The sequence below is a fragment of the Rhodopseudomonas palustris genome (genome assembly GCF_003031265.1).
GTDB lineage: Bacteria > Pseudomonadota > Alphaproteobacteria > Rhizobiales > Xanthobacteraceae > Rhodopseudomonas > Rhodopseudomonas palustris_H.
Genome location: NZ_CP019966.1, coordinates 2,154,651 through 2,181,457, shown reverse-complemented (window position 1 = coordinate 2,181,457; position 26,807 = coordinate 2,154,651). Strand labels below are relative to the sequence as shown.

Annotated in this window: 22 protein-coding genes and 1 pseudogene; 12 read left to right on the top strand and 11 right to left on the bottom strand. The window is 65.6% G+C overall.

The features are described from left to right. Nucleotides 1-194 precede the first annotated feature (194 nt). From RPPS3_RS10045 to rpiA, 4 genes are all read right to left on the bottom strand, one after another. On the bottom strand, nucleotides 195-1,583 hold the full coding sequence (locus RPPS3_RS10045) for a class II 3-deoxy-7-phosphoheptulonate synthase (protein ID WP_107343946.1): 1,389 nt from the start codon (nucleotides 1,581-1,583) through the stop codon (nucleotides 195-197). 186 nt (nucleotides 1,584-1,769) lie between these two features. Continuing rightward, nucleotides 1,770-3,155 (bottom strand): glutathione-disulfide reductase, encoded by a 1,386-nt coding sequence (gene gor / locus RPPS3_RS10040; protein WP_107343945.1) that lies wholly within the window; start codon nucleotides 3,153-3,155, stop codon nucleotides 1,770-1,772. Between the two features lie 17 nt (nucleotides 3,156-3,172). Further along, a complete protein-coding gene (locus RPPS3_RS10035; protein ID WP_107343944.1) occupies nucleotides 3,173-3,682 on the bottom strand; it encodes a DUF2059 domain-containing protein in 510 nt (169 codons plus the stop codon). Between the two features lie 26 nt (nucleotides 3,683-3,708). Further along, nucleotides 3,709-4,407: a ribose-5-phosphate isomerase RpiA gene (gene rpiA / locus RPPS3_RS10030; protein ID WP_107343943.1), complete on the bottom strand. Its 699-nt coding sequence runs from the start codon at nucleotides 4,405-4,407 to the stop codon at nucleotides 3,709-3,711. A gap of 147 nt (nucleotides 4,408-4,554) precedes the next feature. On the opposite strand from rpiA, the gene RPPS3_RS10025 reads away from it, so the two are divergent. From RPPS3_RS10025 to RPPS3_RS10005, 5 genes are all read left to right on the top strand, one after another. Continuing rightward, nucleotides 4,555-5,232: an HAD-IA family hydrolase gene (locus RPPS3_RS10025; protein WP_107343942.1), complete on the top strand. Its 678-nt coding sequence runs from the start codon at nucleotides 4,555-4,557 to the stop codon at nucleotides 5,230-5,232. A 163-nt stretch (nucleotides 5,233-5,395) separates the two neighbouring features. Then, the gene (locus RPPS3_RS10020) at nucleotides 5,396-5,848 is read left to right on the top strand and encodes a hypothetical protein (RefSeq protein WP_107343941.1); all 453 of its coding nucleotides are present in this window, start codon (nucleotides 5,396-5,398) and stop codon (nucleotides 5,846-5,848) included. Between the two features lie 106 nt (nucleotides 5,849-5,954). Further along, nucleotides 5,955-6,989, top strand: coding sequence for a GTP 3',8-cyclase MoaA (gene moaA / locus RPPS3_RS10015; RefSeq protein WP_107343940.1), 1,035 nt, complete (start codon nucleotides 5,955-5,957; stop codon nucleotides 6,987-6,989). Between the two features lie 173 nt (nucleotides 6,990-7,162). Beyond that, complete coding sequence (locus RPPS3_RS10010) at nucleotides 7,163-7,759, top strand: TRAP transporter small permease subunit (RefSeq protein ID WP_107343939.1); 597 nt, start codon at nucleotides 7,163-7,165, stop codon at nucleotides 7,757-7,759. A gap of 37 nt (nucleotides 7,760-7,796) precedes the next feature. Further along, nucleotides 7,797-9,638, top strand: coding sequence for a TRAP transporter large permease (locus tag RPPS3_RS10005; RefSeq protein WP_107343938.1), 1,842 nt, complete (start codon nucleotides 7,797-7,799; stop codon nucleotides 9,636-9,638). Between the two features lie 199 nt (nucleotides 9,639-9,837). On the opposite strand, the gene RPPS3_RS10000 is transcribed toward RPPS3_RS10005, so the two are convergent. After that, a complete protein-coding gene (locus RPPS3_RS10000; RefSeq protein WP_107343937.1) occupies nucleotides 9,838-10,929 on the bottom strand; it encodes a TRAP transporter substrate-binding protein in 1,092 nt (363 codons plus the stop codon). A 251-nt stretch (nucleotides 10,930-11,180) separates the two neighbouring features. After that, entirely contained in the window at nucleotides 11,181-12,293 is a 1,113-nt protein-coding gene (locus RPPS3_RS09995) for an Mrp/NBP35 family ATP-binding protein (RefSeq protein ID WP_107343936.1), read from the bottom strand. Nucleotides 12,294-12,575: 282 nt separating this feature from the next. Between RPPS3_RS09995 and RPPS3_RS09990 the strand changes: the two genes are divergently transcribed. The 5 genes and pseudogenes from RPPS3_RS09990 to RPPS3_RS09970 all read left to right on the top strand — a co-directional run bounded on the left by RPPS3_RS09990 (nucleotide 12,576) and on the right by RPPS3_RS09970 (nucleotide 16,496). Then, nucleotides 12,576-13,445, top strand: coding sequence for an NAD(P)-dependent oxidoreductase (locus RPPS3_RS09990; RefSeq protein WP_107343935.1), 870 nt, complete (start codon nucleotides 12,576-12,578; stop codon nucleotides 13,443-13,445). A gap of 168 nt (nucleotides 13,446-13,613) precedes the next feature. Continuing rightward, a complete protein-coding gene (locus tag RPPS3_RS09985) occupies nucleotides 13,614-15,209 on the top strand; it encodes a sensor histidine kinase (RefSeq protein WP_107343934.1) in 1,596 nt (531 codons plus the stop codon). A 44-nt stretch (nucleotides 15,210-15,253) separates the two neighbouring features. Further along, nucleotides 15,254-15,478 (top strand): DUF1289 domain-containing protein, encoded by a 225-nt coding sequence (locus tag RPPS3_RS09980; protein ID WP_107343933.1) that lies wholly within the window; start codon nucleotides 15,254-15,256, stop codon nucleotides 15,476-15,478. 22 nt (nucleotides 15,479-15,500) lie between these two features. Continuing rightward, nucleotides 15,501-16,037, top strand: coding sequence for a TIGR02281 family clan AA aspartic protease (locus RPPS3_RS09975; RefSeq protein WP_107343932.1), 537 nt, complete (start codon nucleotides 15,501-15,503; stop codon nucleotides 16,035-16,037). 133 nt (nucleotides 16,038-16,170) lie between these two features. Next, nucleotides 16,171-16,496 (top strand): annotated as a pseudogene (locus RPPS3_RS09970) (helix-turn-helix domain-containing protein). A 21-nt stretch (nucleotides 16,497-16,517) separates the two neighbouring features. On the opposite strand, the gene dusA reads toward RPPS3_RS09970, so the two are convergent. From dusA to RPPS3_RS09955, 3 genes are all read right to left on the bottom strand, one after another. Next, complete coding sequence (dusA, locus tag RPPS3_RS09965) at nucleotides 16,518-17,510, bottom strand: tRNA dihydrouridine(20/20a) synthase DusA (RefSeq protein WP_107343931.1); 993 nt, start codon at nucleotides 17,508-17,510, stop codon at nucleotides 16,518-16,520. A gap of 111 nt (nucleotides 17,511-17,621) precedes the next feature. Beyond that, on the bottom strand, nucleotides 17,622-20,777 hold the full coding sequence (locus RPPS3_RS09960) for an efflux RND transporter permease subunit (RefSeq protein ID WP_107343930.1): 3,156 nt from the start codon (nucleotides 20,775-20,777) through the stop codon (nucleotides 17,622-17,624). Continuing rightward, complete coding sequence (locus RPPS3_RS09955; RefSeq protein ID WP_107343929.1) at nucleotides 20,777-21,895, bottom strand: efflux RND transporter periplasmic adaptor subunit; 1,119 nt, start codon at nucleotides 21,893-21,895, stop codon at nucleotides 20,777-20,779. Before RPPS3_RS09955 ends, RPPS3_RS09960 begins: the two co-directional genes overlap by 1 nt. 159 nt (nucleotides 21,896-22,054) lie before the next feature. Between RPPS3_RS09955 and RPPS3_RS09950 the strand changes: the two genes are divergently transcribed. Both RPPS3_RS09950 and RPPS3_RS09945 read left to right on the top strand, forming a co-directional pair. Beyond that, complete coding sequence (locus tag RPPS3_RS09950) at nucleotides 22,055-22,687, top strand: TetR/AcrR family transcriptional regulator (RefSeq protein ID WP_107343928.1); 633 nt, start codon at nucleotides 22,055-22,057, stop codon at nucleotides 22,685-22,687. Nucleotides 22,688-22,967: 280 nt separating this feature from the next. Then, nucleotides 22,968-24,956 carry an adenylate/guanylate cyclase domain-containing protein gene (locus tag RPPS3_RS09945; protein WP_107343927.1) on the top strand — a complete coding sequence of 663 codons (1,989 nt, stop codon included), beginning with the start codon at nucleotides 22,968-22,970 and terminating at the stop codon, nucleotides 24,954-24,956. A gap of 25 nt (nucleotides 24,957-24,981) precedes the next feature. Here RPPS3_RS09945 and RPPS3_RS09940 read toward each other — a convergent pair whose 3' ends face one another. Then, a complete protein-coding gene (locus tag RPPS3_RS09940; RefSeq protein WP_107343926.1) occupies nucleotides 24,982-25,539 on the bottom strand; it encodes a hypothetical protein in 558 nt (185 codons plus the stop codon). A gap of 59 nt (nucleotides 25,540-25,598) precedes the next feature. After that, the gene (locus RPPS3_RS09935; protein ID WP_107343925.1) at nucleotides 25,599-26,792 is read right to left on the bottom strand and encodes a patatin-like phospholipase family protein; all 1,194 of its coding nucleotides are present in this window, start codon (nucleotides 26,790-26,792) and stop codon (nucleotides 25,599-25,601) included. Between the last annotated feature and the right edge of the window lie 15 nt (nucleotides 26,793-26,807).

The window sequence follows — 26,807 nt, the reverse complement described above, 5'->3', positions numbered from 1 at the left end:
ATGCAATATCGCCCTCGCCACCTTGCACTGTGTCCTCATCCTGAGGAGCCCGGCGCAGCCGGGCGTCTCGAAGGATGGGGCCACACTGCACCAGTGGCCCCATGGTTCGAGACGGCGCTGCGCGCCTCCTCACCATGAGGTTGTGCGTGCGGCGGGCATCCCTATCGCGCGCCGCATCGATTGCAGCAGAGCCTCTACAGCCCGGCCGCCGCCTGCAGCGGGCTGGCCTTGCCGGCGCGGCCCTGCTTGAGCAGATCCGCGATCAGGAACGCCATGTCGATCGACTGCTCGGCGTTGAGCCGCGGATCGCAGGCGGTGTGATAGCGGTTGTTGAGGTCTTCGTCGGTGATGGCGCGGGCGCCGCCGAGACACTCGGTGACATTCTGGCCGGTCATCTCCAGATGCACGCCGCCGGCATGCGTCCCCTCCGCGGCGTGGACCGCGAAGAACGACCGGACTTCCGACAGGATGCGGTCGAACGGCCGGGTCTTGTAGCCGGAGTTCGACGTGATGGTGTTGCCGTGCATCGGGTCGCACGACCACACCACGGTGCGGCCCTCGCGCTGCACCGCGCGGACCATCGCCGGCAGATGCTCGCCGATCTTGTCGGCGCCGAACCGGCCGATCAGCGTCAGCCGCCCCGGCTCGTTCTCGGGATTGAGGATGTCGATCAGCTTGAGCAGTTCGTCGGTCTTCAGCGACGGACCGCACTTCAGGCCGATCGGATTCTTGATGCCGCGGAAGTACTCGACATGGGCGTGATCGAGCTGACGAGTGCGATCGCCGATCCACAGCATGTGGCCGCTGGTCGCGTACCAGTCGCCGGTGGTCGAGTCGACGCGGGTCATCGCCTGCTCGTAGCCGAGCAGCAGCGCTTCGTGGCTGGTGTAGAAATCGGTGGTGCCGAGCGAGGAATCCACCGCGAAGGTCAGGCCGCAGGCGCGCATGAAATCGAGCGCACCGGAGACGCGGTCGGCGAGATCCGCATAGGCCTTCGACTGCGGACTATCGCTGACCGACTGCAGCATCCAGCGATGCACGTTTTCGACGCTGGCGTAGCCGCCCTTGGCGAAGGCGCGCAGCAGGTTCAGCGTCGCGGCCGACTGCCGATACGCTTCGATCTGCCGGCGCGGATCGGGCACGCGGGCTTCCTCGGTGAACGCCACGTCGTTGATGATGTCGCCGCGATAGCTCGGCAGCTCGACGCCGTCGCGCTTCTCGACCGGGGCCGAACGCGGCTTGGCGAACTGGCCGGCGATGCGGCCGACCTTCACCACCGGCGAGGCGCCGGCATAGGTCAGGACGATCGCCATCTGCAGGAAGACGCGGAACAAGTCGCGGATGTTGTTGGCGCCGTGCTCGGCGAAGCTCTCGGCGCAGTCGCCGCCCTGGAGCAGGAAAGCGTCGCCGGCCGCAACGGTGGCCAGCGCCTTCTTCAGGTTGCGCGCCTCGCCGGCAAACACCAGCGGCGGAAAGCTCGCGAGCTGCGCCTCGACATCCGCGAGCGCTTTCACGTCGGGATATTGCGGCATCTGCTGCACCGGCTTGGCGCGCCAGCTATCGGGTGTCCAGCGTTCGGACATAGGCCACTCCTGAAGAAACAAGCCGCCAGTTAAAAATGGGTCGCGGCGGCCGCGTTATACACAGCAGCCCTGCCAACCGCTAGTTGGAAATCAGGGGGCAGAATACAACCCCTTGCGGGAAAAGCCTATTTTGTTGGTGGCCCGGCCCGCCTGAAATTTCGGCAAGGCCCGGGACGCCGGAGCCGGCTATTCGGCGGCTTCGCGCTGGTAGCGCGCGGTCCGGGTGCGCATCGTCACCAGCTCTTCGGCGGCGGTGGGATGCAGCGCCATGGTGCCGTCGAAGTCGGCCTTGGTGGCCTTCATCTTCATCGCGACCGCCACCACCTGGACCAATTCGGCGGCGTCCGGCCCGACGATATGGCAGCCGAGCAGACGATCGGTGGTGCCGTCGACGATCAGCTTCATCAGCACGCGCGACTGGCTGCCCGACATCGTCCCCTTCATCGGGCGGAAATCGGTCTTGTAGATGTCGACGACGCTGTACTGCGCCCGCGCCTGGGCCTCGGTCAGCCCGACAGTGCCGACCTGCGGCTGCGAGAACACCGCGGTCGGAACGCAGGAATAGTCGACCTGGACCTGCTTGCCGCCGAACACATTGTCGGCGAAGGCATGGCCCTCGCGGATCGCCACCGGGGTCAGGTTGGTGCGATGGGTGACGTCGCCGACCGCGTAAATGTGCGGCACCGAGGTGCGGCAATGGTCGTCGACGGCGATGCCGCCATTGTCCGGATTGATCGCGACGCCGGCCTTCTCGAGGCCGAGATTGGCGACCGCCGGATGCCGGCCGATCGCGAACATCACCTGGTCCGACGCCACGCTGGAGCCGCTCGACAGATGCGAGGTGTATTCCTCGCCGAGCTTCTCGACAGCCGTCACGGTGCAGCCGGTGATGATGGTGATCCCTGCCCGCTCCATCTCGGTGCGGACATGGGCGCGCACGTCCTCGTCGAAACCGCGCAGGATGTTGTCGCCGCGGTACACCACGGTGACGTCCGAGCCGAGGCCGGCGAAGATGCAGGCGAATTCGAGTGCGATGTAGCCGCCGCCCTGGATCAGGATGCGCTTCGGCTGCTCGCTGAGGTGAAACACCTCGTTGGACGAGATCACGTGCTCGATGCCGGGAATCGCCTTGCCGTGATTGGGCGCGCCGCCGGTCGCGATCAGGATCGTCTTGGCCCGCACCTTCTCGCCGGTCGACAGCAGCAGCGTATGCGGATCCTCGAACACCGCGCGCCCCTTGATGGTGCGGGCGCCGGCCTTCTCGACGTTGTTCGCGTAGATCTGCTCGAGCCGCGCGATCTCCTTGTCCTTGTTGGCGATCAGCGTCGACCAGTTGAATTCCGCGGTCGGGATGCTCCAGCCGAAGCCGGCCGCATCCCGGATCTCCTCGTGCACCTGGGAGGCGTAGACCATCAGCTTCTTCGGCACGCAGCCGCGGATCACGCAGGTGCCGCCGAACCGATACTCTTCGGCGACGACGACGCGGGCGCCGTAGCCGGCGGCGATTCGTGCGGCTCTCACGCCGCCAGAGCCACCGCCGATAACAAACAGGTCCGCGTCGACGTCTGCCATTTCGCCTCTCTGGTCGATCAGATGTTCTTGCCGCGCTTGCGCATCTCGGCGCGGAATTCGCCGTTCACTTCCTCGGCGAACTTCTGCGCCCACTGATTCATGAACTGCATGCTTTCGGCAATCGACTTCGGCTCCTGGGTCAGCAGCTTCTGGCCGAGCGGCGACTTGTAGAAGGTGACGAGGTCCTTGAGCTCCTGCTCGGTGAAATCGGTGGCGTAGATCTTCGCCATGCCGTCGCCGATTTCCTTCTCGCGGCCCGCCATCTTCTTGGCGATCACCACCGCGACCTCCTTGAGGTCCTGCTGATAGTTCAGGTTGCTCTGCATCAGCGTGTCCATGGTGCGCTGAATGATGTTCGGCACCGCCTGGGCGTAGATGCCGCCGGCCCGCTTCAGCTCCAGAATCTCCTTGGCGGACGCGATCGCGGCCGGCGACGGCTGCTTGGTCTGCGCCTGCGCCTGATGGCCGGCCAGAGCGACGCCGAACACCAAAGCGGCGGCCAGCAATGCCTTCGACAGATATTTCATTCCAATTCTCCTGAGATGATCGGCGCTCACGCGCGTTCGATGGTTCGAATTCCGTCGGCCCCTGCCAGCACGACGGTGCTCGCCATCCCGACAAACAACCCATGCTCGACTACGCCCGGAATCACGGACAGCAAATGGGCCAGACGAGGAGCATCGGGTATGCGCCCGAGCTGGGCGTCGAGGATCCAGTGGCCACCATCGGTGACGAAAGCATGGCCGTCTTTGCCGGGCCGGAGCTTTAATTCGCCGTCACAGCCGGCGGCGGTGAAAGCATTCTGCAGCGCCCGGCGGGTGGCGCCGAGGCCGAACGGGATCACCTCGATCGGCAGCGGAAAGCGGCCCAGCGTGCCGACCAGCTTGGATTCGTCCGCGATCACGATCATGCGATCCGAGGCAGCCGCGACGATCTTCTCGCGCAGCAGCGCGCCGCCGCCGCCCTTGATCAGGTCGAGATTGTGGTCGACCTCGTCGGCCCCGTCGATGGTGATGTCGAGGCGGTCGACTTCATCCAAAGTCGTCAGCCGGATACCGCAACGTTCGGCATCGGCGCGCGTCACTTCCGACGTCGGCACGCCGATCACGTCGAGCCCGACCCGCACTCTTTCGCCAAGTAGTTCAACGAAATGCTTCGCCGTCGAACCGGTCCCGAGGCCGAGCTTCATGCCGCCCCGCACCTCTTCCAGCGCCCGCGCCGCAGCCCGCCGCTTCAACTCTTCCTTGTCCATGACCCGGCCTACCCCGTTTCCGCCCCTGATGTCCCCGGCGCGGCGCGGCATATCTAGCGGCGTTTGGGCGCGGCGAACAGCACGGATTCTGGGGTTGAGCATCGCCAGACGGTTGCAGAAAGCCGCGGAGAAGGTTAGCGGTCGAACATGACCGCATCTCCCATTGTTGTCTTCGATCTGGACGGCACGCTGGTCGATACCGCGCCCGACCTGATCAACGCCCTGAATTTCATCCTCGTTCGCGAAGGCATGCCGGCCGTTCCGATGGCCGTCGCGCGCAATATGATCGGACAAGGCGCCCGCCGCCTGCTCGAACGTGGCCTCGAACTCGATGGCCGTGTGATCGCGCAGGACGACGTCAATCGCCTCACCGTCGATTTCATCGACTATTACGCCGCCCACATCGCCGACGAGTCGCGCCCGTTCGAAGGGCTGGAAGCGACGCTCGACGAGCTGTCGGACAGCGGCTACCGCTTCGCGGTTTGCACCAACAAGCTGGAATGGCTGTCGAAGCTGCTGCTCGACCGGCTCGGGCTCAGCCCGCGCTTTGCCGCAATCTGCGGCGCGGACACCTTCGGCGTCGCCAAGCCCGACCCGGCGATCCTGCGCGAGACCGTGGCCAAGGCGGGCGGCGACCTCGCTGCCACCATCATGGTCGGCGACGCGGGGCCGGATGTCGGCGTCGCGCGGCGGGCCGGCGTGCCGGTGATCGGGGTCGAATTCGGCTACACCGAAGTGCCGATCGCCGAGCTCGAACCGGACCTGTTGGTCGGCCATATGCGCGAGCTGCCGAACGCCGTGGGACGGCTGCTGCCGCGGCGCTGACCTGAAGGCGATACCTTTGAAATTGTGGCGAAATTCAGTTCGCTAACAGGTCGCGTTAACTAACTCTTAAGTTTGTTGGACGCGCAGTTGCCAGCGTTATAGCAGGCTCCTATGGTCCGCGCGGGACTGTGGCCGTTGGCCGCACTGAACGGATGGGAGTATCATGCGTCATCTTGTTGTCATCGCCCTGGCAGGGCTCTCGCTGGGGGGCTGCGCGTCGATGTCCGACGCCTTCAAGTCGACCCCGCCCGACGTCACTGTTCAGCTCGATTCGGTGCCGCCGGGTGCGGACGCCGTCGCCTCCACCGGGCAGAGCTGTAAGACCCCGTGCTCGATCAAGGTGCCGCCGGCCGATTTCACCGTGACCTTCTCGATGGACAAGTTCCAGACCACGACGGTTCCGGTGCAGGTCTCGGTCGCGCAAGGCGGCTTCATGTCGGAAGGCACCACGACGGTGACGCCGAACCCGGTGACCGCCGAGCTGCAGGCCGCCAAGCCGTCGCGCAAGGCGCGTCAGGTCCGCAAGCCGCGCAAGCCGAAGCCCGCCGCAGCGGCACCGGCCGCCGAGGCTCCGGCAGAGTCGTCGTCGCCGTTCCCTGCCCCGGCAGCGCGCTAACATATTGCAGCGCATCACGGCGCGTGATTGTGCGCGCCGCTGATCGTGCCTAGATAGTGCGGAGACATTTGCCGCGACTGGCGGCGACCGCGACAGGGCACGCCACATGACCAGCGCCGCGATCACTCCGCCAACCACCGTGGATCGGTCGATGACCGATCCGTTCGGGCGGACCATCGACTACCTGCGCGTCTCCATCACCGACCGTTGTGACTTCCGCTGTGTGTACTGCATGGCCGAGGACATGACCTTCCTGCCCCGCGCCGACCTGCTGACGCTGGAAGAACTCGACCGGCTGTGCTCGGCGTTCATCGCCAAGGGCGTGCGCAAGCTGCGCCTCACCGGCGGCGAGCCGCTGGTCCGCCGCAACATGATGTCGCTGGTGCGGTCGCTGTCCCGGCATCTCAAGAGCGGCGCGCTCGACGAACTCACCCTCACCACCAACGGCTCGCAGCTCGCCCGTTTCGCCGCGGAGCTGGCCGATTGCGGCGTCCGCCGCGTCAACGTTTCGCTCGACACGCTCGACCCGGACGAGTTCCGCCGGATCACCCGCTGGGGCGATCTCGACCGCGTGCTCGCCGGCATCGACGCCGCACGCGCCGCAGGCCTTGCGGTGAAGATCAACACCGTGGTGCTGAAGGGCTCCAACGAGGACGAGATCCCGTCGCTGATGCGCTGGGCACATGGCCTCGGCATGGGGCTAACGCTGATCGAAGTTATGCCGCTCGGCGAAATTGGCGAAGGCCGGATCGATCAGTACGTCCCGCTGTCGCTGGTCCGCGCCCGGCTCGCCAACAACTACACGCTCACCGACCTGCCCGACTCCACCGGCGGCCCGGCGCGCTACGTCCGCGTCGAGGAGACCGGCGGGCGACTCGGCTTCATTACTCCACTCACGCACAATTTCTGCGAATCCTGCAATCGGGTGCGGATTACCTGCACCGGGACGATTCACACCTGCCTCGGCCACGAGGACGCTTCCGACCTGCGGCGGCCGCTGCGCGCTTCCGCCGACGACGCTCTGCTCGGCGCCGCGATCGATCAGGCGATCGGCTCGAAGCCGAAGGGCCACGACTTCATCATCGACCGCCGCCATAACCGGCCGAGCGTCAGCCGGCACATGAGCGTCACCGGCGGCTAAGCGCTCCCACCTGCGACTAATCATTCCGCTGAACAGCGCTCCTGATTGCCATTTTCCAATTGACGGAACGGTGACGCGCTGGTTTGGTGCGCACGCTTCGCGAGCCCTCGGCTACAAAAAGCCGCTTCGCGTTGTAATCGCGCAGGCCGGACGAACCGGGAGGAGACCGAGCGTTGCGAGCATTGCTTGGACTGAGCAGGACGATCGACGCCTTCAACACGTTTGTGGGCCGTTGGGTGTCCTGGCTGATCGTGGCGGCGGTGGCGATTTCGGCAGTCAACGCCGTGGTCCGCAAGATCTTCGATATGTCGTCGAACTCGTTCCTCGAATTGCAGTGGGTGCTGTTCAGCGTGGTGTTCATGCTGTGCTCGCCCTGGACCCTGCTCAGCAACGAACACATCCGCATCGACATCATCAATCACAGCCTCCCGCTCAAGCTGCGCGGCTGGATCGACATGATCGGCCACGTGTTCTTCCTGATGCCGTTCGCGATCATCCTGCTGTGGTGGTCGATCCCGTTCTTCCTGGTCTCGTATCACCAGAACGAGCAGTCGTTCAGCGCTGGCGGTCTGCCGCAATGGCCGGCCAAGGCGCTGATCATGATCATGTGCGTGCTGCTGATCATTCAGGGCATCTCGGAGATCATCAAGCGCCTCGCGATGATGGTCGGCGCGATCCCGGACAGCAACGCTTCCGCACAATCCGCACACAGTTCCGCCGAGCTCGAAGCCGAGCGGCTGTTGCTCAACATCGGCGGCGACAAAAAGTAAGCCGCTTCGTGGTCATCGCATTGGGGGGCCGGTCCGCATGACCGCACTGTTGATCCACTACATGGCGCCGATCATGTTCGCGTCGTTGGTGGTATTTCTGCTGCTGGGCTATCCGGTGGCGTTTTCGCTCGCCGCCAACGGCCTTCTGTTCGCCTTCCTCGGCATCGAACTCGGCCTGTTCCGTCCCGACTTCCTGCAGGCGCTGCCCGATCGCGTCTACGGGGTGATGAACAACGAGACGCTGCTGGCGATTCCATTCTTCACCTTCATGGGGTTGGTGCTGGAGAGATCCGGCATGGCCGAGGATCTGCTCGAGACCATCGGCCAGTTGTTCGGCTCGATCCGCGGTGGCATCGCCTATGCGGTGGTGTTCGTCGGCGCCCTGCTCGCCGCCACCACCGGCGTGGTCGCCGCCTCGGTGATCTCGATGGGCCTGATCTCGCTGCCGATCATGCTGCGCTACGGCTACGACCGCCGCGTCGCCACCGGCATCATCGCCGCGTCCGGCACGCTGGCCCAGATCATCCCGCCGTCGCTGGTGCTGATCGTGATGGCCGACCAGCTCGGCCGTTCGGTCGGCGACATGTACGAAGGCGCCTTCATTCCGGGCATCGTGCTGTCGCTGCTGTATGCGCTGTACATCTTCCTGGTGACGGTCTTCGCCCCGAAGGCGGCGCCCGGACTGCCGCTCGAAGCGCAGACGCTGCGTGAGCCGGAGACCGCCAAGCACCCGCTGATCATGCCGCTGGCGGCGCTGTCGGCCGGCGGTGCGGCCTATCTGTTCACGGTGCATTGGGGCGCGTTCGACTGGAGCAAGCCGGCGTTCGACAAGGTCGGCCTGTCGCAGCTGGTGATGCAGGGCTTCTGGTTCGTGATCCTCACGGCCGTGCTGTTCCGCCCGTTCATCGGCATCATCCGCACCATGACGATGTCGCTTTACTTGGTGGTCGCTGCGTCCACCGCCGCCGGCATCGTGGCGATGAGCTTCACCGACGTGAAGTCGGGCGCCGACTACATCGTGCTGACGATGTCGGTCACCGTCGCGCTGTCGTTCGTGATCGCGGTGCTGAACCGGCTGCTGCGGTTGAAGCTGCTCTCCAAGCTCGCCGAGCAGGTCGTGTTCGTGATGGTGCCGCCGCTCGGACTGATCTTCCTGGTGCTCGGCACCATCTTCATCGGCGTCGCGACGCCGACCGAAGGTGGCGCGATGGGTGCGGCCGGCGCGATGATTCTGGCGCTGATGAAGGGCCGGCTGAGCTTCGACCTCACCCGCCAGGCCACCGAGTCGACCGCCAAGCTGACCGCCTTCGTGGTGATGATCCTGGTCGGCGCCCGCGTGTTCTCGCTCACCTTCTACGGCGTCGACGGCCATCGCTGGGTCGAAGAACTGCTGGTGTCGCTGCCCGGCGGGCAGCTCGGCTTCCTGATCTTCGTCAACGCCTTCGTGTTCGTGCTGGCGTTCTTCCTCGACTTCTTCGAGCTCGCCTTCATCGTCATCCCGCTGCTCGGGCCGGCGGCTGAGAAGCTCGGCATCGACCTGATCTGGTTCGGCGTCATGCTCGGCGTCAACATGCAGACCTCGTTCATGCATCCGCCGTTCGGCTTCGCCCTGTTCTACCTGCGCTCGGTGGCGCCGAAGCTGCCCTATATCGACCGCGTCAGCGGCAAGCAGATGGCGCCCGTCACCACCGGCCAGATCTATTGGGGCTCGGTGCCGTTCGTGATCATCCAGCTGATCATGGTCGCCATGGTGATCGCCTTCCCCGGAATGGTGATGCACTACAAGGGCGTTGCAGGCGACATCGACCCATCCAAGGTCAAGATCGACATCCCGCAGATCGAGATGCCGCAGATCGATCTCGGCCCGCCGAAGTTCTGATCGAGGACAGCTTCCCCTTCCCGTCATTGCGAGGAGCGCAGCGACGAAGCAATCCAGCTCAGTGCACTGAGCTGGATTGCTTCGCTTCGCTCGCAATGACGGTGAAGCTGGACCGCCCGTCTCACCAGGAAGACTGGTAACAACAAAAAAAGCCCGGCCTCCTCGCGGAGGCCGGGCCTTTTCATTTGAGGCGTTCAGATCAGCCGCGGGTGCGCGAGCGGATCATGAAGCTGTCGAAGGTGTACTCCGCGACCTGCCACCACAGGTACTGGTCGGAGCGATACGCCTGCATGGCGTCGATCGCCTTCTTGAAGTCCGGGTTCTTCGCCGAGATTTCGCCCCACAGCTCGTTGGTGGCCTTGAGGCAGGCGTCGAGGATTTCGTTCGAGAACGGACGCAGCTGCGTGCCGCCGGCCACCAGCCGCTTCAGCGCGGTCGGGTTGAGCAGGTCGTAGCGGGCGTTCATCCAGGTGTTGGTGTTCACCGCCGCGTTGGCGAGGATCGCCTGATAGTTCTTCGGCAGCTGGTTGAACTTCTCGAGGTTGGTGAAAGCGTGCACCGTCGGGCCGCCTTCCCAGAAGCCCGGATAGTAGTAGTACTTCGCGACCTTCTGGAAGCCGAGCTTCTCGTCGTCGTACGGGCCGACCCACTCGGCGGCGTCGATGGTGCCCTTTTCCAGCGCCGGATAGATGTCGCCGCCGGCGATCTGCTGCGGCACCACGCCGACCTTCTGCAGCACCTGACCGGCAATGCCGCCGATGCGCATCTTCAGGCCGCTCATGTCGGCAACGGTCTTGATCTCCTTACGGAACCAGCCGCCCATCTGGGTGCCGGTGTTGCCGCAGGGGAAGCCGACCAGGCCGTACTTCTTGTAGAATTCGTTGGCGAGCTCGTTGCCGCCGCCCTGATACAGCCAGGAGTTCTGCTGACGGGCGTTGAGGCCGAACGGCACCGACGCGAACACCGCGAAGGTCGGGTCCTTGCCGACGTAGTAGTACGACACGGTGTGGCACATCTCGACGGTGCCGTTGGACGTGGCATCCAGCGCCTGCAGGCCGGGGACGACTTCACCCGCCGCGAACACCTGGATCTGGAACTTGTTGTCGGTCATCTCGGCGACCTGCTTCGCCAGATATTCGGCGCCGCCATAGATGGTGTCGAGCGACTTCGGGAAGCTGGAGGTCAGCCGCCACTTCACCTCGGGCGAGGACTGCGCGATCGCCGGGGAAGCCACCGCGGCCGCTGCCGCAGCGCCGGTAGCTGACACTTTCAGAAAGTCACGACGTTTCATAAGGCATCTCCTTGTTGCCGGCGTTTTCCCGGATTCCATGCGCGCCCGACCAAAAGAAGGCGAACCGCGGAGCCGTTTGTGGCGAAGCGTCTCTAACACGGATGGTGATCCGCATAAAACGCCGCGACCGAGTAGATAACTGAGATTCAACCAAAGTCGAAGACGGAAATTCCAGCGTGATCACCACGCCGCGTCGACGATCACTCCTGAGTGGTCGATCATCGACGCCGGTATGATCACTTCGCAGCGCATCAATTGGTCGCGAGGCTGTTGATCCGGTCGCGCACCTTGCCGGCAATCGCGCGATAGATCGTCGCATGCGGCCCGTTGGGCTCGCTCTCGACCACCGGCCGGCCGGCGTCCGAAGTGGCTCGAATCTCCATATGCAGCGGGATTTCGCCGAGGAACGGGACGCCGAGTCGCTCGGCTTCGTGCCGCGCTCCGCCATGCCCAAACACGTCTGACCGGGTGCCGCATTCCGGGCAGAGGAAGTAACTCATGTTCTCGATGATGCCGATCACCGGGACATTCACCTTGGTGAACATCGCAAGGCCACGGCGGGCATCGATCAGCGCCAAATCCTGCGGCGTCGACACGATCACCGCGCCCTTCAGCGGCACGGTTTGCGCCAGCGTCAGCTGCGCGTCACCGGTGCCGGGCGGCATGTCGACCACCAGCACGTCGAGCTTGCCCCAGTCGACGTCGCGCAGCATCTGCGTGATCGCCGACATCACCATCGGACCGCGCCAGATCATCGCCGCCTCTTCGTCGACCAGGAAGCCGATCGACATGATCGACAGGCCGAACCGCGCGATCGGAATCATCCGGCGGCTGTCGTCGAGCTGCGGCTTCTCGTTGATGCCGGTCAGCCGCGGCACCGACGGACCATAGATGTCGGCGTCGAGCAGCCCGACCTTGAGGCCGAGGTCGCGCAGGCCGAGCGCGAGATTGAGCGCAGTGGTCGATTTGCCGACGCCGCCTTTGCCGGATGCGACGGCGATGATCGCGCCGACACCGGGAATGCCCGCCTGTTTCGGCAGACCGGCTCCAGGCGCACCGGCCGGACGATGCGCCGACACCGGCGCCACGCCGGGCCGCTGCGCCGGAGCGCTGCCCGGCTGACGCTCGGCAGTCAGCGCCACCAGCGCGCTCTTCACGCCGGACGTGCCGCGCACGGCTGCCTCAGCGTCGCTGCGCACGCTCTCCCAAGCCCGCGCCTCGGCCGCATCGACGTTGATCGAGAAGTACACCTTGCCGTCGGTGATGGCGATCTCCGACAGCACGCCGGCTTTGGTCAGCGGCACGCCACGCGGCGTCGCCACCTTGGCCAGGCTGTCGAGAATCTGTTGCTGGGTCACGCTCACTGGAAGTCTCCTGCCGCTTCGCGTGCCCACCGATCACATGCCATCGCTCGGTTCAAGCCGGGAATTAGCCATCGGCCCTCGCTTCTGAAACGGCCAAGCGCGGAACCATGCTGCACTGCAAGATGATCGCTTCGCCTTACGTTCCAGCGAGATCGCAGACTTGCTCCGCGAAGCTCCTCGCCTATGCTGACGCCTCCTCCTCGCGTGCCCCGCAGCGGGCCGCCCTCACCTCCACTCGATCAGGCGCGACCGGCTCGCGCCTCGCAACCGAAGGGTCCAGACATGGCCAAAGTCGCTTTCATCGGTCTCGGCGTCATGGGGTTTCCGATGGCCGGACATCTCGTGACGAAAGGCGGCCATGAGGTGACGGTCTACAATCGCACGGCCGCGAAAGCCCAGGCCTGGGCCGAGAAATTCGGCGGCCGCGCCGCGCCGACCCCGGCCGAGGCTGCGGCGGGCCAGGACTTCGTGATGGCCTGCGTCGGCAACGACGACGACCTGCGCGCCGTCACCACCGGTGCCGACGGCGCGTTCGGCGCGATGAGCAAGGGCGCGATCTTCGTCGACCACACCACCGCCTCCGCCGAAGTCGCGCGCGAGCTCGACGCGGCCGCGAGCAAGGCCGGCTTCCACTTCATCGACGCGCCGGTGTCGGGTGGCCAGGCCGGCGCCGAGAATGGCGTGCTGACGGTGATGTGCGGTGGCCGGCCGGAGGACTTCGCCAAGGCCGAGCCGGTGATCGCCGCCTACGCGCGGATGTGCAAGCTGCTGGGCCCCGCCGGCAGCGGTCAGCTCACCAAGATGGTCAATCAGATCTGCATCGCCGGGCTGGTCGAAGGCCTGTCGGAAGGCATCCACTTCGCCAAGAAGGCCGGCCTCGACGTCAACGCGGTGATCGACACCATCTCCAAGGGCGCCGCGCAGTCGTGGCAGATGGAGAACCGCCACAAGACCATGAACGACGGCAAATACGATTTCGGCTTCGCGGTCGAATGGATGCGCAAGGATCTGTCGATCTGTCTTTCCGAAGCGCGCCGTAACGGCGCCAGCCTGCCGGTCACGGCGCTGGTCGACACTTTCTACGCCGAGGTCGAAAAGATGGGCGGCCGGCGCTGGGACACCTCCAGCCTGCTGGCGCGACTGGAGCGCTGAGCCAGCGCGGAACAGGGCTGCAATCGCGGTTTTCACGGCTCGTTCACCGCGATTGTTAGCCAGCTGTTAACCGGAATAATTTTCCCTCTAAGGCTGCTCTTAAGGATTTGTGGCCAGATATAGGCTGGGGAAACCGCGCGCGTTCTCGCGCAGGATTTGTGTTGGTTGATGAGTGAGTCCGCCGAAAAGCCTGAAGTCTTCCAGCTTCCGGCTGAGCCTCCGGTGGCCGCGCCGGCGCGCAACCGGCGCGCGGCGGCACAGCGGGTGCGCGAGGCGCGCGACCGCCTGACCTCGACCAGCGGCACCCGCCCCGCCTTCGACCACGAACTGGTCCGGCAATATGCCGAGACCCGGCTGTCCGCCTCCTACGTGGTGATGCTGCTGGTGGTCGTCACCGGCGTGCTGTTCGGGATCTGGATGGACCCGCTGCCGGCGGGCGCGTGGACGGTGGCGATGCTCAGCATCCACGCCGTGGTGATCCGCAACTGCAACCGCTTCCTCCAGGAGCCGGCCTCGGTGCCGCGCACTCGCACCTGGCGGCGGCGCTTTATCCTGCTCGACCTGCTGTACGGCCTGGCGTGGACCGCAATCCTGATCCACCCGACCGAACTCAACGTCGTCTCCAGCACGCTTCTGATGTTCCTGATGCTGCTGGTGGTGGCGGTGTCGTCGATGCTGGCGGCGAGCCTGCCGATCGCCGCGCTGGCCGCGACGATGCCGGTAACCGCCGCGATCGCGGTCAACTTCGCGCTCAGCGGCTCGTTCGACAAATACGTGCTGGCGGCGCTCACCGTCGCGGCGGAAGGCTACTTCGCCCTGCTCGCCCACCGGCTGCACTCGACGACGCTGGCGACGCTGCAGGCGCGCGCCGAGAAGGACGTGCTGATCGCCGAGCTCGAACAGTCCAAGGCGATCTCCGACGAGGCCCGGCATCGCGCCGAGGCCGCCAACGTCGCCAAGTCGCGCTTTCTGGCGCAGATGAGCCACGAGCTACGCACGCCGCTCAACGCCATTCTGGGTTTTTCGGAAGTGATGAAGAGCGAGATCTTCGGCGCCCATGCGGTGCCGGCCTACAAAGACTACTCGGCCGACATCCACAATTCCGGCGTCCACCTGCTCAACCTGATCAACGAGATCCTCGACCTGTCGCGGATCGAAGCCGGCCGCTACGAGCTGAACGAGGAAGCGATCTCGCTGGTGCATGTGGTGACCGATTGTCACCACCTGCTCAAGCTGCGCGCCTCCAGCCGCGGCATCACCATCCATGAAGTGTTCGAACAGGGCATGCCGCGGATCTGGGGCGACGAGCGCGCGGTGCGTCAGGTGGTGCTCAACCTGTTGTCGAACGCGATCAAGTTCACCCCGCAGGGCGGCGAGATCTGGCTGAAGGCCGGCTGGACGGCCTCCGGCGGCCAGTACCTCAGCGTCAAGGACACCGGCTCCGGCATTCCCGAGGAGGAGATCCCGATCGTGCTGGCCTCGTTCGGCCAAGGTTCCAACTCGATCAAATCCGCCGAACAGGGCGCCGGCCTCGGCCTGCCGATCGCCAAGAGCCTGATCGACATGCACGGCGGCACCTTCACGCTGAAATCCAAACTGCGGATCGGCACCGAAGTGATCGTCACCTTCCCGCCCGAGCGGGTGATGTCGGCGCTGGCGCCGCTCGCCGATGAGGCGCCGCCGCTGCAGCCGGACTCGGTCACCACCTCCGAGACCGCCCGCGCGCGCCGGCAGCCGATCATGAACGCCGGCACCGGGTTGTAAGATCGGGACTTGCGGGAGGCGACCAATGTCAGCCACCATCCGACATGAGCATCGAAACGCCCTGCATCGCGGTCTGCATGATCAATCCGCAGACCAACCTCTGCTACGGTTGTGGCCGCACCATGCCGGAGATCGCGCGCTGGCCGCGAATGGCCAGTGCCGAACGGCTCGCCATCATGGCCGGCCTGCCGCAGCGGATGGCCGACGCCGGCATGGATGTGCCGCAGCCCCGCCGGCGCCGCGCCTCGGCGACGGACACGCCCGCGTAACGCGCTTTAACTCAGGTGCGTCATGAGCCGCATTCTGCTGGTGCTCATGGTGCTGATCGGGACCGCCGGCGCGGTGGTCGCCTATGGCGACCCGAAGCGGATTTCCGCGGCCGGTGATGCGATGTCGACGATGCTGAAGAAGCGCGTCGCTGCCGCCACGGCGGCGGCCGAAGCGGCCAGTTCGCGCATGGTCGAAATCCCACGCGGCACCGGCGGCGAGTTCGCGGTCAGCGCCAAGGTCAACGGCGTTTCGGCGCCGATGGTGATCGACACCGGTGCGACCTCGGTGGTGCTCACTTACGAGACCGCCAAGGCGGCGGGCCTGCCGCTCGAACTGCTGAACTTCAACGTCGAACTGGAAACCGCCGGCGGCCACACCCGCGCCGCGCGGCTGTCGCTCGACAGCCTGGCGATCGGCAAACTGGTCGAGCGCTCGGTCCCGGCCCTGGTGGTGCCGCGCGGCCAGATGAAGACCAACCTGCTCGGGATGAGCTTCCTCGACCGCCTCGAAAGCTGGGAAGTCCGCGCCGACCAACTCCGGCTGCGCGGGTATCCGTAGCCGGTCCGTCGAAACTGCCGGTCTCCTCCCCCTCAACCAGGGCATCGACGAGCGGAATCATTGCGCCGCCGGTCAGTTTCCTTGATCATGGTCGCCTAAGCACCGCGTCATTCTCGGAAGTCACGAGACAGAGATGACAAAGCCTATCCGCAAACGTGAGAGCGGCATCCTTGCGACGGTCCACAAGACCGCCTTTGGCCTGGCCCGCGCCAACGTCATCGATAAAGCGACGATGCGCGAGTTCGACGAGCTGTGCCTGACGCCGGTCGAGCCAATGGCGCCCGAGGAATCAAAGCACTGAGGGAGCGCGAGCAGGTGTCGCAACCGGTGTTCGCGAGCTATCTCAATGTGCGAAAAGACGCGGTGAGCAAGTGGGAACGTGGCGAAAAGCGTCCCGACGGGCCATCGCTGAAACTGCTCAATTTGGTCAAAGCCAAGGGGCTTCGCGCGATCGCGTAGTTAGCCTGTTTGCTTGATAGCTCAGGCAGCTTCCGTCGCCCGCTCCGTCACCGCCACCATCGCCTTCAACAGCACGCTGGCGTCGGCATCGGGTTTGACGCCAAATTCGGACAGATAGCGGCGGAACGCGCGCGCGCCGGGCACGCCCTGATACGCGCCGATGACGTGGCGGGTGATCGCGTGGAGCCGCAGGCCTTGCGCGAGCTGGCGCGCGATATACGGGATCAGCGCTTCGAGTGCCTCCTTCATCGAGGCATAAGGCGCCGGCTCGCCGAACAGCTCCGGATCGACCTCGAGCAGCCGCCACGGCTCCTGATAGGCGGCACGGCCGAGCATGACGCCGTCGACGTGCTCGAGATGCCGCTTGGCTTCCGCGATGCTGCCGATGCCACCGTTGATGATGATCGGCACCTGCGGCATCGCCTGCTTCAGCCGATACACCCGGTCGTAATCGAGCGGCGGGATGTGGCGGTTCTCTTTCGGCGACAGCCCGTTCAGCCACGCCTTGCGGGCGTGCACGATCAGCGCGTCGGCGCCGGCTGCGACCACCGCCCGCGCCAGCGCATCGAGCGCGACTTCGGGATCCTGATCGTCGATCCCGATCCGGCACTTCACCGTCACCGGCACAGAGACGGCCCGCTTCATCGCGGCGACGCCCTCGGCGACCAGCTCCGGCTCCGCCATCAGGCAGGCGCCGAACCGGCCCTCCTTCACCCGATCGGACGGACAGCCGACGTTGATGTTGATCTCGTCGTAGCCGAAGTCCTCGCCGATCTTCGCCGAGGTGGCGAGGTCGTTCGGATTGGAGCCGCCGAGCTGCAGCGCCAGCGGATGTTCACTCGCATCGAAGCCGAGCAGCCGCTGCCGGTCACCGTGGATCACTGCTCCGGTGGTGACCATCTCGGTGTAGAGCAAAGCGCGCTTGGTCAGCAGCCGATGGAAGACCCGACAGGGGCTGTCGGTCCACTCCATCATCGGCGCGACGGAGAAGCGATGTGGCTGATGAAGCTGCATAATTCAGTATGTCGGCGGATTGGCGGGCGGCGTCAAGGCTGCTGGTAGCCCGGGAATCCGGCGTTTTCCAGCCCGTTCTGGCACCCGCCCTCCCCGCGCGGCGGAGAGCAGTCAGCGTCCAGATTCCGCGCGCCGGCGCAGGATCGCCGGGAGCGATGAGCTGAACCGGGCGCGAGCCGCCTCCAGGAGCCCGCCGAGGCGTTGCCGCAGCGATGATGTCGAGGCCGGATCGCGGCAGAACCACGCCGCGTACAGCGCCGGCAGGAACAGCAGCGTCAGCACGGTGGCGACCAGCAATCCGCCCATGATCGCGACCGCCATCGGGCCCCAGAAGCTCGACCGCGTCAGCGGGATCATCGCCAGCACGGCACTGAGTGCGGTCAGGACTACCGGCCGCGCGCGGCGGACGGTGGCGCCGACGATCGCCTCCTCGCGCGGATGCCCCGCCGCGATGTCCTGCTCGATCTGGTCGACCAGGATCACCGAATTGCGGATGATCATGCCGGCGAGCGCGATCAGTCCGAGCAGCGCCACGAAGCCGAACGGCTTGCCGAATAGCAATAGCCCGGCGCAGGCGCCGATCAGGCCGAGCGGCGCTGTCAGCAACACCAGCACCAGCTTGGCGAAGCTCTGCAACTGGAGCATCAGCACCGTCAGCATCACCACCAGCATGGCCGGCACCACCGCGAACAACGCACCGTTGGCTTTCGACGAATCCTCGATCGCCCCGCCGAGTTCGATCCGGTAACCGGCCGGCAGGTGCTGGCGCAGATCGGCCAGCGCGCCCCACACCACCGACGAGACGAACGGCGCCTGCACGCCATCCCGCACATCGCTGCGCACGGTGATCGCCATGTCGCGGTCGCGCCGCCACTGGATCGCCTCCTCGTGGCCTTCGCGGATCTCGGCGATCTGCGACAGCGGCACCGGCACGCCATTGCGCGACAGCACGGTGAGATCGTCGATGGCGCCGAGATCGTTGCGCTGCGCCGCGATCGCCCGCGCCACCACCACGACCTTCTCGGTCCGGTCACGCACGGTGGTCACCGGCGCGCCCGTCATCAGCATCTGCAAGGTCTGCGAGATCGTCTGCGGATCGAGCCCGAGCGCCCGCGCCCGATCCTGATCGACCACCAAACGCACCGAGGGCATCTGCTCGTTCCAATCGAGCTGTGGCTCGATCACGTTCGGATTGCCGCGCATGATGTCGCGGACCTGGTAGGCGATCGACCGCACCGTGTTGGGGTCCTCGCCGATCACCCGAAACTGCACCGGAAACTTGATCGGCGGACCATAGGCCAGCCGCTTCACCCGCACCCGCGCGCCGGCGATCGCGCCATCGGCGACGGCCTGCTCGATCTTGCGCTTCACCCGCTCGCGCGCGGCGCTGTCCTTGGTGACGATGACGAGTTCGCCGTAGGACTCGTTCGGCAGTTCGGGATTGACGTTGAGCAGGAAGCGCGGCGGGCCTTTGCCCACATAGGTGCTCCAGGTGACGACGTCGTCATCACCTGCGACCAGCGCTTCGGCTTGCTGGGCATTGGCGAGCGTCGCCTCGATCCCGCTGCCGCCCGGCAGCCGCAATTCGACAAACAGCTCGGTGCGATCGGAGGTCGGGAAGAACTGCCGCTGGATCTTGCCGAAGCCGACGATCGAGATCGCGAACGCCGCGATGGTGATACCGATCACAATCAGGCGGTGATGGATGCACCAGGTGACGACGCTGCGAAAGCGGCGATACAGGCCGTTGTCATAGACCGCGTGCGCGGTCCCGGTGCTCAGCGAGTGCGGCAGCAAAACGAAACCGAGATACGGCGTCAGGATCACCGCCACAGCCCACGACGCCAGCAGCGCAATGCCGACCACCCAGAAAATGCTGCCGGCATATTCGCCGGTGCCGCTCGCCGCCATGCCGACTGGCAAAAAGCCCGCCGCGGTGACCAGCGTGCCGGTGAGCATCGGAAATGCGGTGGATTCCCAGGCGAACGAGGCGGCGCGCGCCCGATCGAAGCCCTGCTCCATCTTCACCACCATCATCTCGACCGCAATGATGGCGTCGTCGACGAGCAGGCCGAGCGCGATGATCAGCGCGCCGAGCGAAATCCGGTGCAGATCGATGCCCATCGTCAACATCAGCGTGAACACGATGCCGAGCACCAGCGGCACCGAGGTCGCGACCACGATGCCGACGCGCCAGCCGAGCGATACGAAACTGACGAACAACACGATCGCCAGCGCCTCGACGAACGAACGCATGAAGTCGCCGACCGCATCGCGGACGACCGCGGGCTGATTAGCGATCCGCTCGAAGGTGACGCCGACCGGCGTGGCGCGTTCGACCTCGGCCATCGACGCTTCGACGTCCGCACCGAGCTCCAGGATGTTGGCGCCTTTGCGCATCACGATGCCGATCGCCAGCGCCGGAACGCCGCGCTGCCGGACCAGAAACTGCGGCGGATCGATGAAGCCGCGCGACACGGTGGCGATGTCGCCGAGCCTGATCACCGTGCCGTTGGAGGCGATCGGGGTTTCTTCCACCGCGCGAACGCCGTCGAACGCACCGGAGACGCGCAGCGGAATCCGGGTCGACTGGGTCTGCACCATGCCGACCGGCGCAAGATCGTTCTGCTTGGCGAGGCTGTCGAAGATCGTGCGCGGCGCGATGCCGAGATTGGCGAGCTTGACGTGGTCGAAATCGACGAAGATGCGCTCGTCCTGGGTGCCATAGATCGTCACCTTGGAGACGTTCGGCACTTTCAGCAGCCGCTGCCGCACCTGCTCCGCCATCCGCTTCAGCACCGCGTAGTCGGCGCTGTCGGAGCGCAGCGTGTAGACGATCGAGTCGACGTCGCCGTATTCGTCGTTGACCTCCGGCCCGGCCACCCCGTCGGGCAGGTCCGGCTTCACGTCGGCCATCTTCTTGCGGATCAGATAGAACAGCCAAGGGGTTTGCGCCGGCGGCGTGGTGTCGCGAAACTCCATCTGCGCCGCGGTGAAGCCGGGCTTCGAATAGGTCGTGACCTTGTCGAACCAGGGTAGTTCCTGCAGCTTCTTCTCGATCCGGTCCGCGACCTGAAGCTGCATCTCTTCGGCCGTCGCGCCGGGCCATGTCGCCGTCACCACCGCGACCTTGATGGTGTAGGACGGATCCTCGGCGCGGCCGAGACGCTGATACGACAGCAGACCGGCGACACTGATCATCAGGATCAGAAACAGCATCAAGGACGGATGCGCCACCGCCCATGCGGAGAGATTGGGCCGCTGCATCACTTGCCCGCCGAGCTGAGCGAAAGCGTGGAGATCGGCCGCACCGTCAAGGCCGGATCGAGCTTTTCGACACCGAGCGCGACGACGGTTTCGCCGTCGCTGACGCCGGAGGTCACCAGCACATCGCGATCCTCATAGCGCTCGATCGTCACCGGCCGCTCGCGCAATTCGCCGCCGTCGGCGACCACGAACACCGCGGCGCCGCGGCCGTGATTGTAGATCGCCGTCAGCGGCAGCCGTGCGAAGCGCCGCTCGTCCTGCTCGCGCAGCGTCAGCGTGGCGCTCATGCCGATCCGCACCTTGTCGTCCGCGCCGGGGATGACGAAGCGCGCCGCGAAGGTCCGCGTCGCCGGATCGGCCGCAAAGGATAGTTCGCGCAGCCGGACCTCGTAGCTCTTGCCGGGCAGCGACCACAGCGTCAGCGAGGCGGAGGCGCGACCGACCCGCTCGACGTAACTCTCCGGCAGCGCGACCACCGCCTCCAGCTCCGACAGCCGCGCCAGACGGACCGCGGCCTGTCCGGCGCTGATGACTTGTCCCGGCTCGATCGGCGTCGCGGTGATCACCCCGTCCGCATCGGCTTCGAGCGTCGCGTAGTCGAGCGCGTGCCCGGCGAGATCGAGCGCACGCTGCGCGCGGACGAGCCGGCTGCGCGCCTCCTCGGCGGTGGCGTGCGCCTTCTGCAGCGCGGCGTTCGCCATCCAACCCTTGCTCTGCAGATCGGTCGCGCGGCCTTCGTCTGCCTCGGCCTGAATCAGGTTGGACTGCGCCGCCTTCACTTCGGCTTCGGCTTGCTCGCGCTGCAGGCGGAGATCATTGGTATCGAGCGTCAGCAGCGGCTGGCCGCTGCGCACGAAATCGCCGGTCCGCACCAGCCGCCGCGCCACCTTGCCGCTGATCCGAAAGCCGAGGTCGCTCTCGATGCTGGGGCGGATGGTGGCGGCGAAGGTCCGCGTCCGGGCGCCCTCCTCGAACCGCACCGGCACCACCATCACCGGCTGCGGCAGTTTCGTCGGCTCCGCGGCGCCATGATCGGGCTTGGGAGCTGCGGAGTCGCAAGCTCCGAGGATCAGCGCCATCGCGATGATGGCGGCACGAAACCCCACGATCTCTCTCATCGCCGTCTCGTCTTTCCAAGCCGGGCCGGAAGCACCGTCGGCCGGCTCATAATAAAACCAAACGTACGGTTATTATTCGGACGCAGGACTGTCAATATGACCGTACGTTCAGTATGATTGCGGAGGATGCCGGGCGAATTGGCGAGGTGACGGAGAGCGATGGTCAGGGTTCGGACGGAAGCCAAGCGGGACGCGATCCTCGACACCGCGGTCGAGGTGTTCAAAGAACGCGGCCTCGACGGCGCCTCGATGTCGGAAATCGCCAGCAGGCTCGGGGGCTCGAAGGCGACGCTGTATGGCTACTTCCCGTCCAAGGAAGAGCTGTTCGTGCACGTCGCGCTGCGCGTCGCCGGCAAGCAGATCCGCGGCATGTACGAAGATCTCGAGGCGCGCGCCACCGACGATCCGGAGCGTGTGCTTAACGAGTTCGGCAAGAAACTACTGCATCGCGTGCTGGCCGAGGACGCCACCACGGCCCACCGCCTTGCGGTGGCGCACGGCCGGATCGGCAATCTCGGGCGGATTTTCTACGACGCGGGCCCTGGCAAAGCGGTCGAGGCGTTCACCCGCTATATCGACGCCGCGACCAAAGCTGGCCGCCTGCATGCCGCCAATCCGGCTGTGGCAGCGCATCACCTGTTGGCGCTGCTTGAATCCGAGATCGCTTATCGCCGCTCGCTGCAATTTGGCGACGCCATCTCAGCCAGCGAGATCGATCAATGCGTCGACCGTGCCGTGCCGGTGTTCCTGGCTGCTTACGCGGCGCCGCGGACAAGCGACAAAGCGACCTGAGTTTCAGTCGAGACCTGCGATCCCTCGCCTTCGATTCAAAGGCCGCCGATGGATTGACGGGTCACAATGCCGGCCCGCGGCGAAGTTGCTACGAGGTCGGCACCATCATGCGTGCTCGGCGCGCGACGTGGTGGCGCATCTGAGGCGATTTGACAGTGCCATCGGTCCGCATGGATAGTCCGCCGGTCGCAGCGCGCGGACTGTTTTGCGATGTTTGCAGCGCGTCGCGCGCCTCTCCGCTGGCGGGAACACATCGCCGGCGGCAAGCACAGGTTCTTTCATGAAATTTACCACACGGTTGGTCCTGCTGGTCACGGTGCTGACGGTCGGCGCCACGCTCGTAACCGCCGCTTTGCTGACCTGGACCACACGGCGCGCGATCATCACCGAAGCCGAAGCATCGGGTGAGAAAGTCGCGCGGCTGCTGGCGCGCAGCGCCAGTCTCGCCGCGTCGATCCCGACCGAAGTCGAGGGGATCATCGCCGAGGAGATGACCGCCGAAGGCACCCTGCTCGGCCATTTCGTCGAGGCCGCCGAACGCGCCGGCATGACGCCGACCGAGATCAATCGCCGGCTGAAGTCGATCACCGACGACACCGTTCTCGACGAGATCTGGATCACCGACGAGAAAGGCCACGCCTATCTGCACAGCCTGCCGGACGTGAATTTCACCTTCAGCAATTCGCCGCAGATGCAGCCGCAGGCCTACGCCTTCCACGATCTCCTCACCGGCCAGAAGAAGGTGGTCAATCAGGACGCCCGCAAGCGCGACATCGACAACCAGCATTTCAAATATGTCGGCGTCGGCGGCATCGACAAACCGCGCATTATCCAGGTCGGGCGCAGTGCCAAATTCCTGCAGCAGCTGACGATGAAGATCGGCCTGCCGCGCACGGTCGAAAATCTGCTGGCCGACGGCGACATCGACGCGGTGTGGGTGTTCGACCGCAAGCTCGACGCGCTGGTCGGCCCCGGCGTGTACGGCGCCGATCGCCGCGACGGTCCCAACGAGAAAGAACTCGGCCCGGTACGTCTGGTGATCGCCGACGGCCAGACCCGGCACGTCGAGAGTCGCCAGAACCTCAGCGTGATCGCGCCGGTGCGCAACGAGCAGAAAGAGATCGTCGGTGCCGCGCTGGTTCGCCTGCCGATGAACCGTGTCTGGGCGACGGTGCAAAGCCAGGCCGAGATCGCGGCCGTCAACGCGTCGGCGATCGCCGCGCTCGGCATCCTGCTGTCGATCGGCCTCGCCCGCTATCAGGCGGCCCCGCTGCGCCAGATCACCCGCGCCGCCGCCGCGCTGGAGTCGCAGAAGTTCGATCCGAATTCACTGACGCCCGTCGCGACCCGCCACGACGAGCTCGGCCAATTGGCCCGGGTGTTCACCGGCATGGCCGGACAAGTCGCCGCGCGCGAGGAATATCTCGACTCGATGGTGAAGCAGCGCACCGAGGAACTGGAGACGCGTAACCGCAGTCTTGAAGGGCTGTCGGCCGCGCTGTCGAAGTATCTGTCACCGCAAGTCTACTCGTCGATTTTCAGCGGCCATCAGGACGCCGAGATCGCCTCCAAGCGCAAGAAGCTGACGATCTTCCTGTCCGACATCGCCAACTTCACCGCCACTACCGACAAGCTGGAGTCGGAAGACCTCACCGCGATGCTCAACCGCTATCTCGCCGAGATGGCGCAGATCGCGCTCAAGCACGGGGCAACGATCGACAAATATGTCGGCGATGCCGTGCTCGCGTTCTTCGGCGATCCGGAGAGCCGCGGCGTCAAGGAGGACGCTGTCGCCTGCGTGATGATGGCGATCGAGATGCAGGAGAAGTTGAAGCAGCTGGAGATGGAGTGGATCGACGCCGGCGCCGAGCGCCCGTTCCGGATCCGCATCGGCATCAACACCGGCTTCTGCACCGTCGGCAATTTCGGCAGCCCGGACCGGATGGACTACACCATCGTCGGCGGCGCCGTGAACCTCACCTCGCGCCTGGAGCAGAACTGCGAGCCCGGCTCGATCCTGATCTCGCATGTCACTTGGTCGTTGGTGAACGATGTGATCGACGCCGAGGAGCGTCCTGCCCTTACGGTGAAAGGCTTCAGCGAGCCGGTGCGCGCCTATGAGGTCCGCGGATTGAAGACGTCAGGATCGACCGACGTGATCCGCAAGGAACTGCCCGGGATGCGGTTGTTCATCGACACCGTCACGGCGGATCGCACCGAGGTCAAGCAGACGCTGGTGCAGGTGGTCGAGGATCTCGACAAGAGCTGAAGCAGCCAAGCGCCGCGAGACGGCGCTACTTGTCCGGCTCCACGGTGACTTCTTTCAGCGCGCCGTCCGCCACCACCACGACCACGAACACCAGCTTGTTATCGCCGCGGTGCAGCCCGGCGCTGATCGCGCGCCCGCCACTAAGCTGCTCGGCGATCACCACCGCCTCGGACAGCTTCATCTTGATCCGCCGGAAATCGCCGAGATCGCGCTGGGTCTCGGCGTCGAGATCGGAGGCAGGTTTCGCCTCAGAGGAGCGAACGATCCGGCGCGTGGCCACATCGATCATGGTGCTCCACACCTGATCTCCCCGATACGACTTGACCTCGAACCACGGCGCCGAGCCTTCGTCGGTGAGGTTGAGATCGAAGACCCGCACGCCGGGCAGCTTCTTCTCCACCATCCGGATCAGGTCGGCGCCACTGCCGCGCGCGATCGTCACCGAACCGGTCGGCTCGTCGGTGGACGTCGCCGGCGGCGGCTGCACCGTCGGCTCGTGGCCACGATCGGACACCGCGGCCGAAGCCGGACAAAACAACAGCACCGCGGCCGTCAGGGCCGTCGTGAACCGGATTGCAGACATCTTCGCCTCACTCGTCCACCGCACGCGAAAGCGGTGGACGCCGCGCTCACAGCGCGTCGTTATTGGACACCGGCGACGTGGCGCGCCGGGGTGGTGGCCGCAACGGGCGCCGGTGCGGAATCATCCGCCGGCGGTGCGCTCGACCAGACATGGCCGCTGCGCGCGCGGTCGTAGCCGTATTGATACAGCGAACGCATGTAGGCGGTGTCGAAGCCGGGCGGCGACGGCGGCCGGTCGCTCTCGATATAGGACAGATTGAAACCGTATTTGTTGCGGCGGGCGAACGCGTAGGTGCTGTAGAGGATCGACCGGGTTTGCGCCTTGATCATCGACGACGAGGCGCGCGCGGCGATGTCCAGCGCACGATCGCGCACCAGCTGGAACTCCGGTTCAATGGTATTATTCATCAGGATGTAGAGCTGCAGGTTGAGCGACTTGTCCCACGAGGCACTACGCATCAGATACGCTTCCGGCAAGGTCAGCACCGGCGACATCACGCCGCCATCCACATGCATCTCCTGGAACCGGACGCCATCGGCTTCGGCATTGACCAGCATCGGCGGGAACACCGCCGGAATGCTGGCCGAGGCTGCGACGACATCCCTGAACAGATTGAGACTCTCCGGCGTCCGCAGCGCGGCGATCCGGCCCATGTCCCAGATCACCGAGCGCTGCGAATCCAGATTGGTGGTGACGACGAACAGCCTCCGCCCCTTGGCGTACTGCTCGGCCACCTCCTCCATGAAATTGGCATCGATGTACCGGGCAACCAGTTCGCGCAGGCGCTTGTTGCCGAACAGGCCTGAGCCGAAGATCGCATTGAACGGGTTTGGATCCTCCAGCAGGCTTTCAGCCACGCCGCTGGTGTAGAGCTCCCGCAGCGTGTCGTCGTAGCGCGGGCCGATATAGGCGAATGGCGCGATCAGCGCGCCGGTGCTGACGCCCGACACGATCGAGAACGACGGCCGGCTCCCTGCTGCCGTCCATCCCGCCAGCACGCCCGCACCATAGGCGCCGTCGGCGCCGCCGCCGGACAGCGCGAGGTAGGTCTGCGGTCCGGAAATCCGGCGACCATCCACAAAGGCGGACGGCGGATCGTCGGCGTAGCGCCGCAGATCGTCGCGATCGAGGATGCGCGCCTTGGCGGCTTCGGCGGCCGTGTAGGGCTGGCGCGGCAGGCTTGCACAGGCGGCGAGCAAGCAGCTCGACGCCAGCGCGACAACGACGACAAACGAGCGAGGCACGCGGGACATCAGGACACCAGCAGG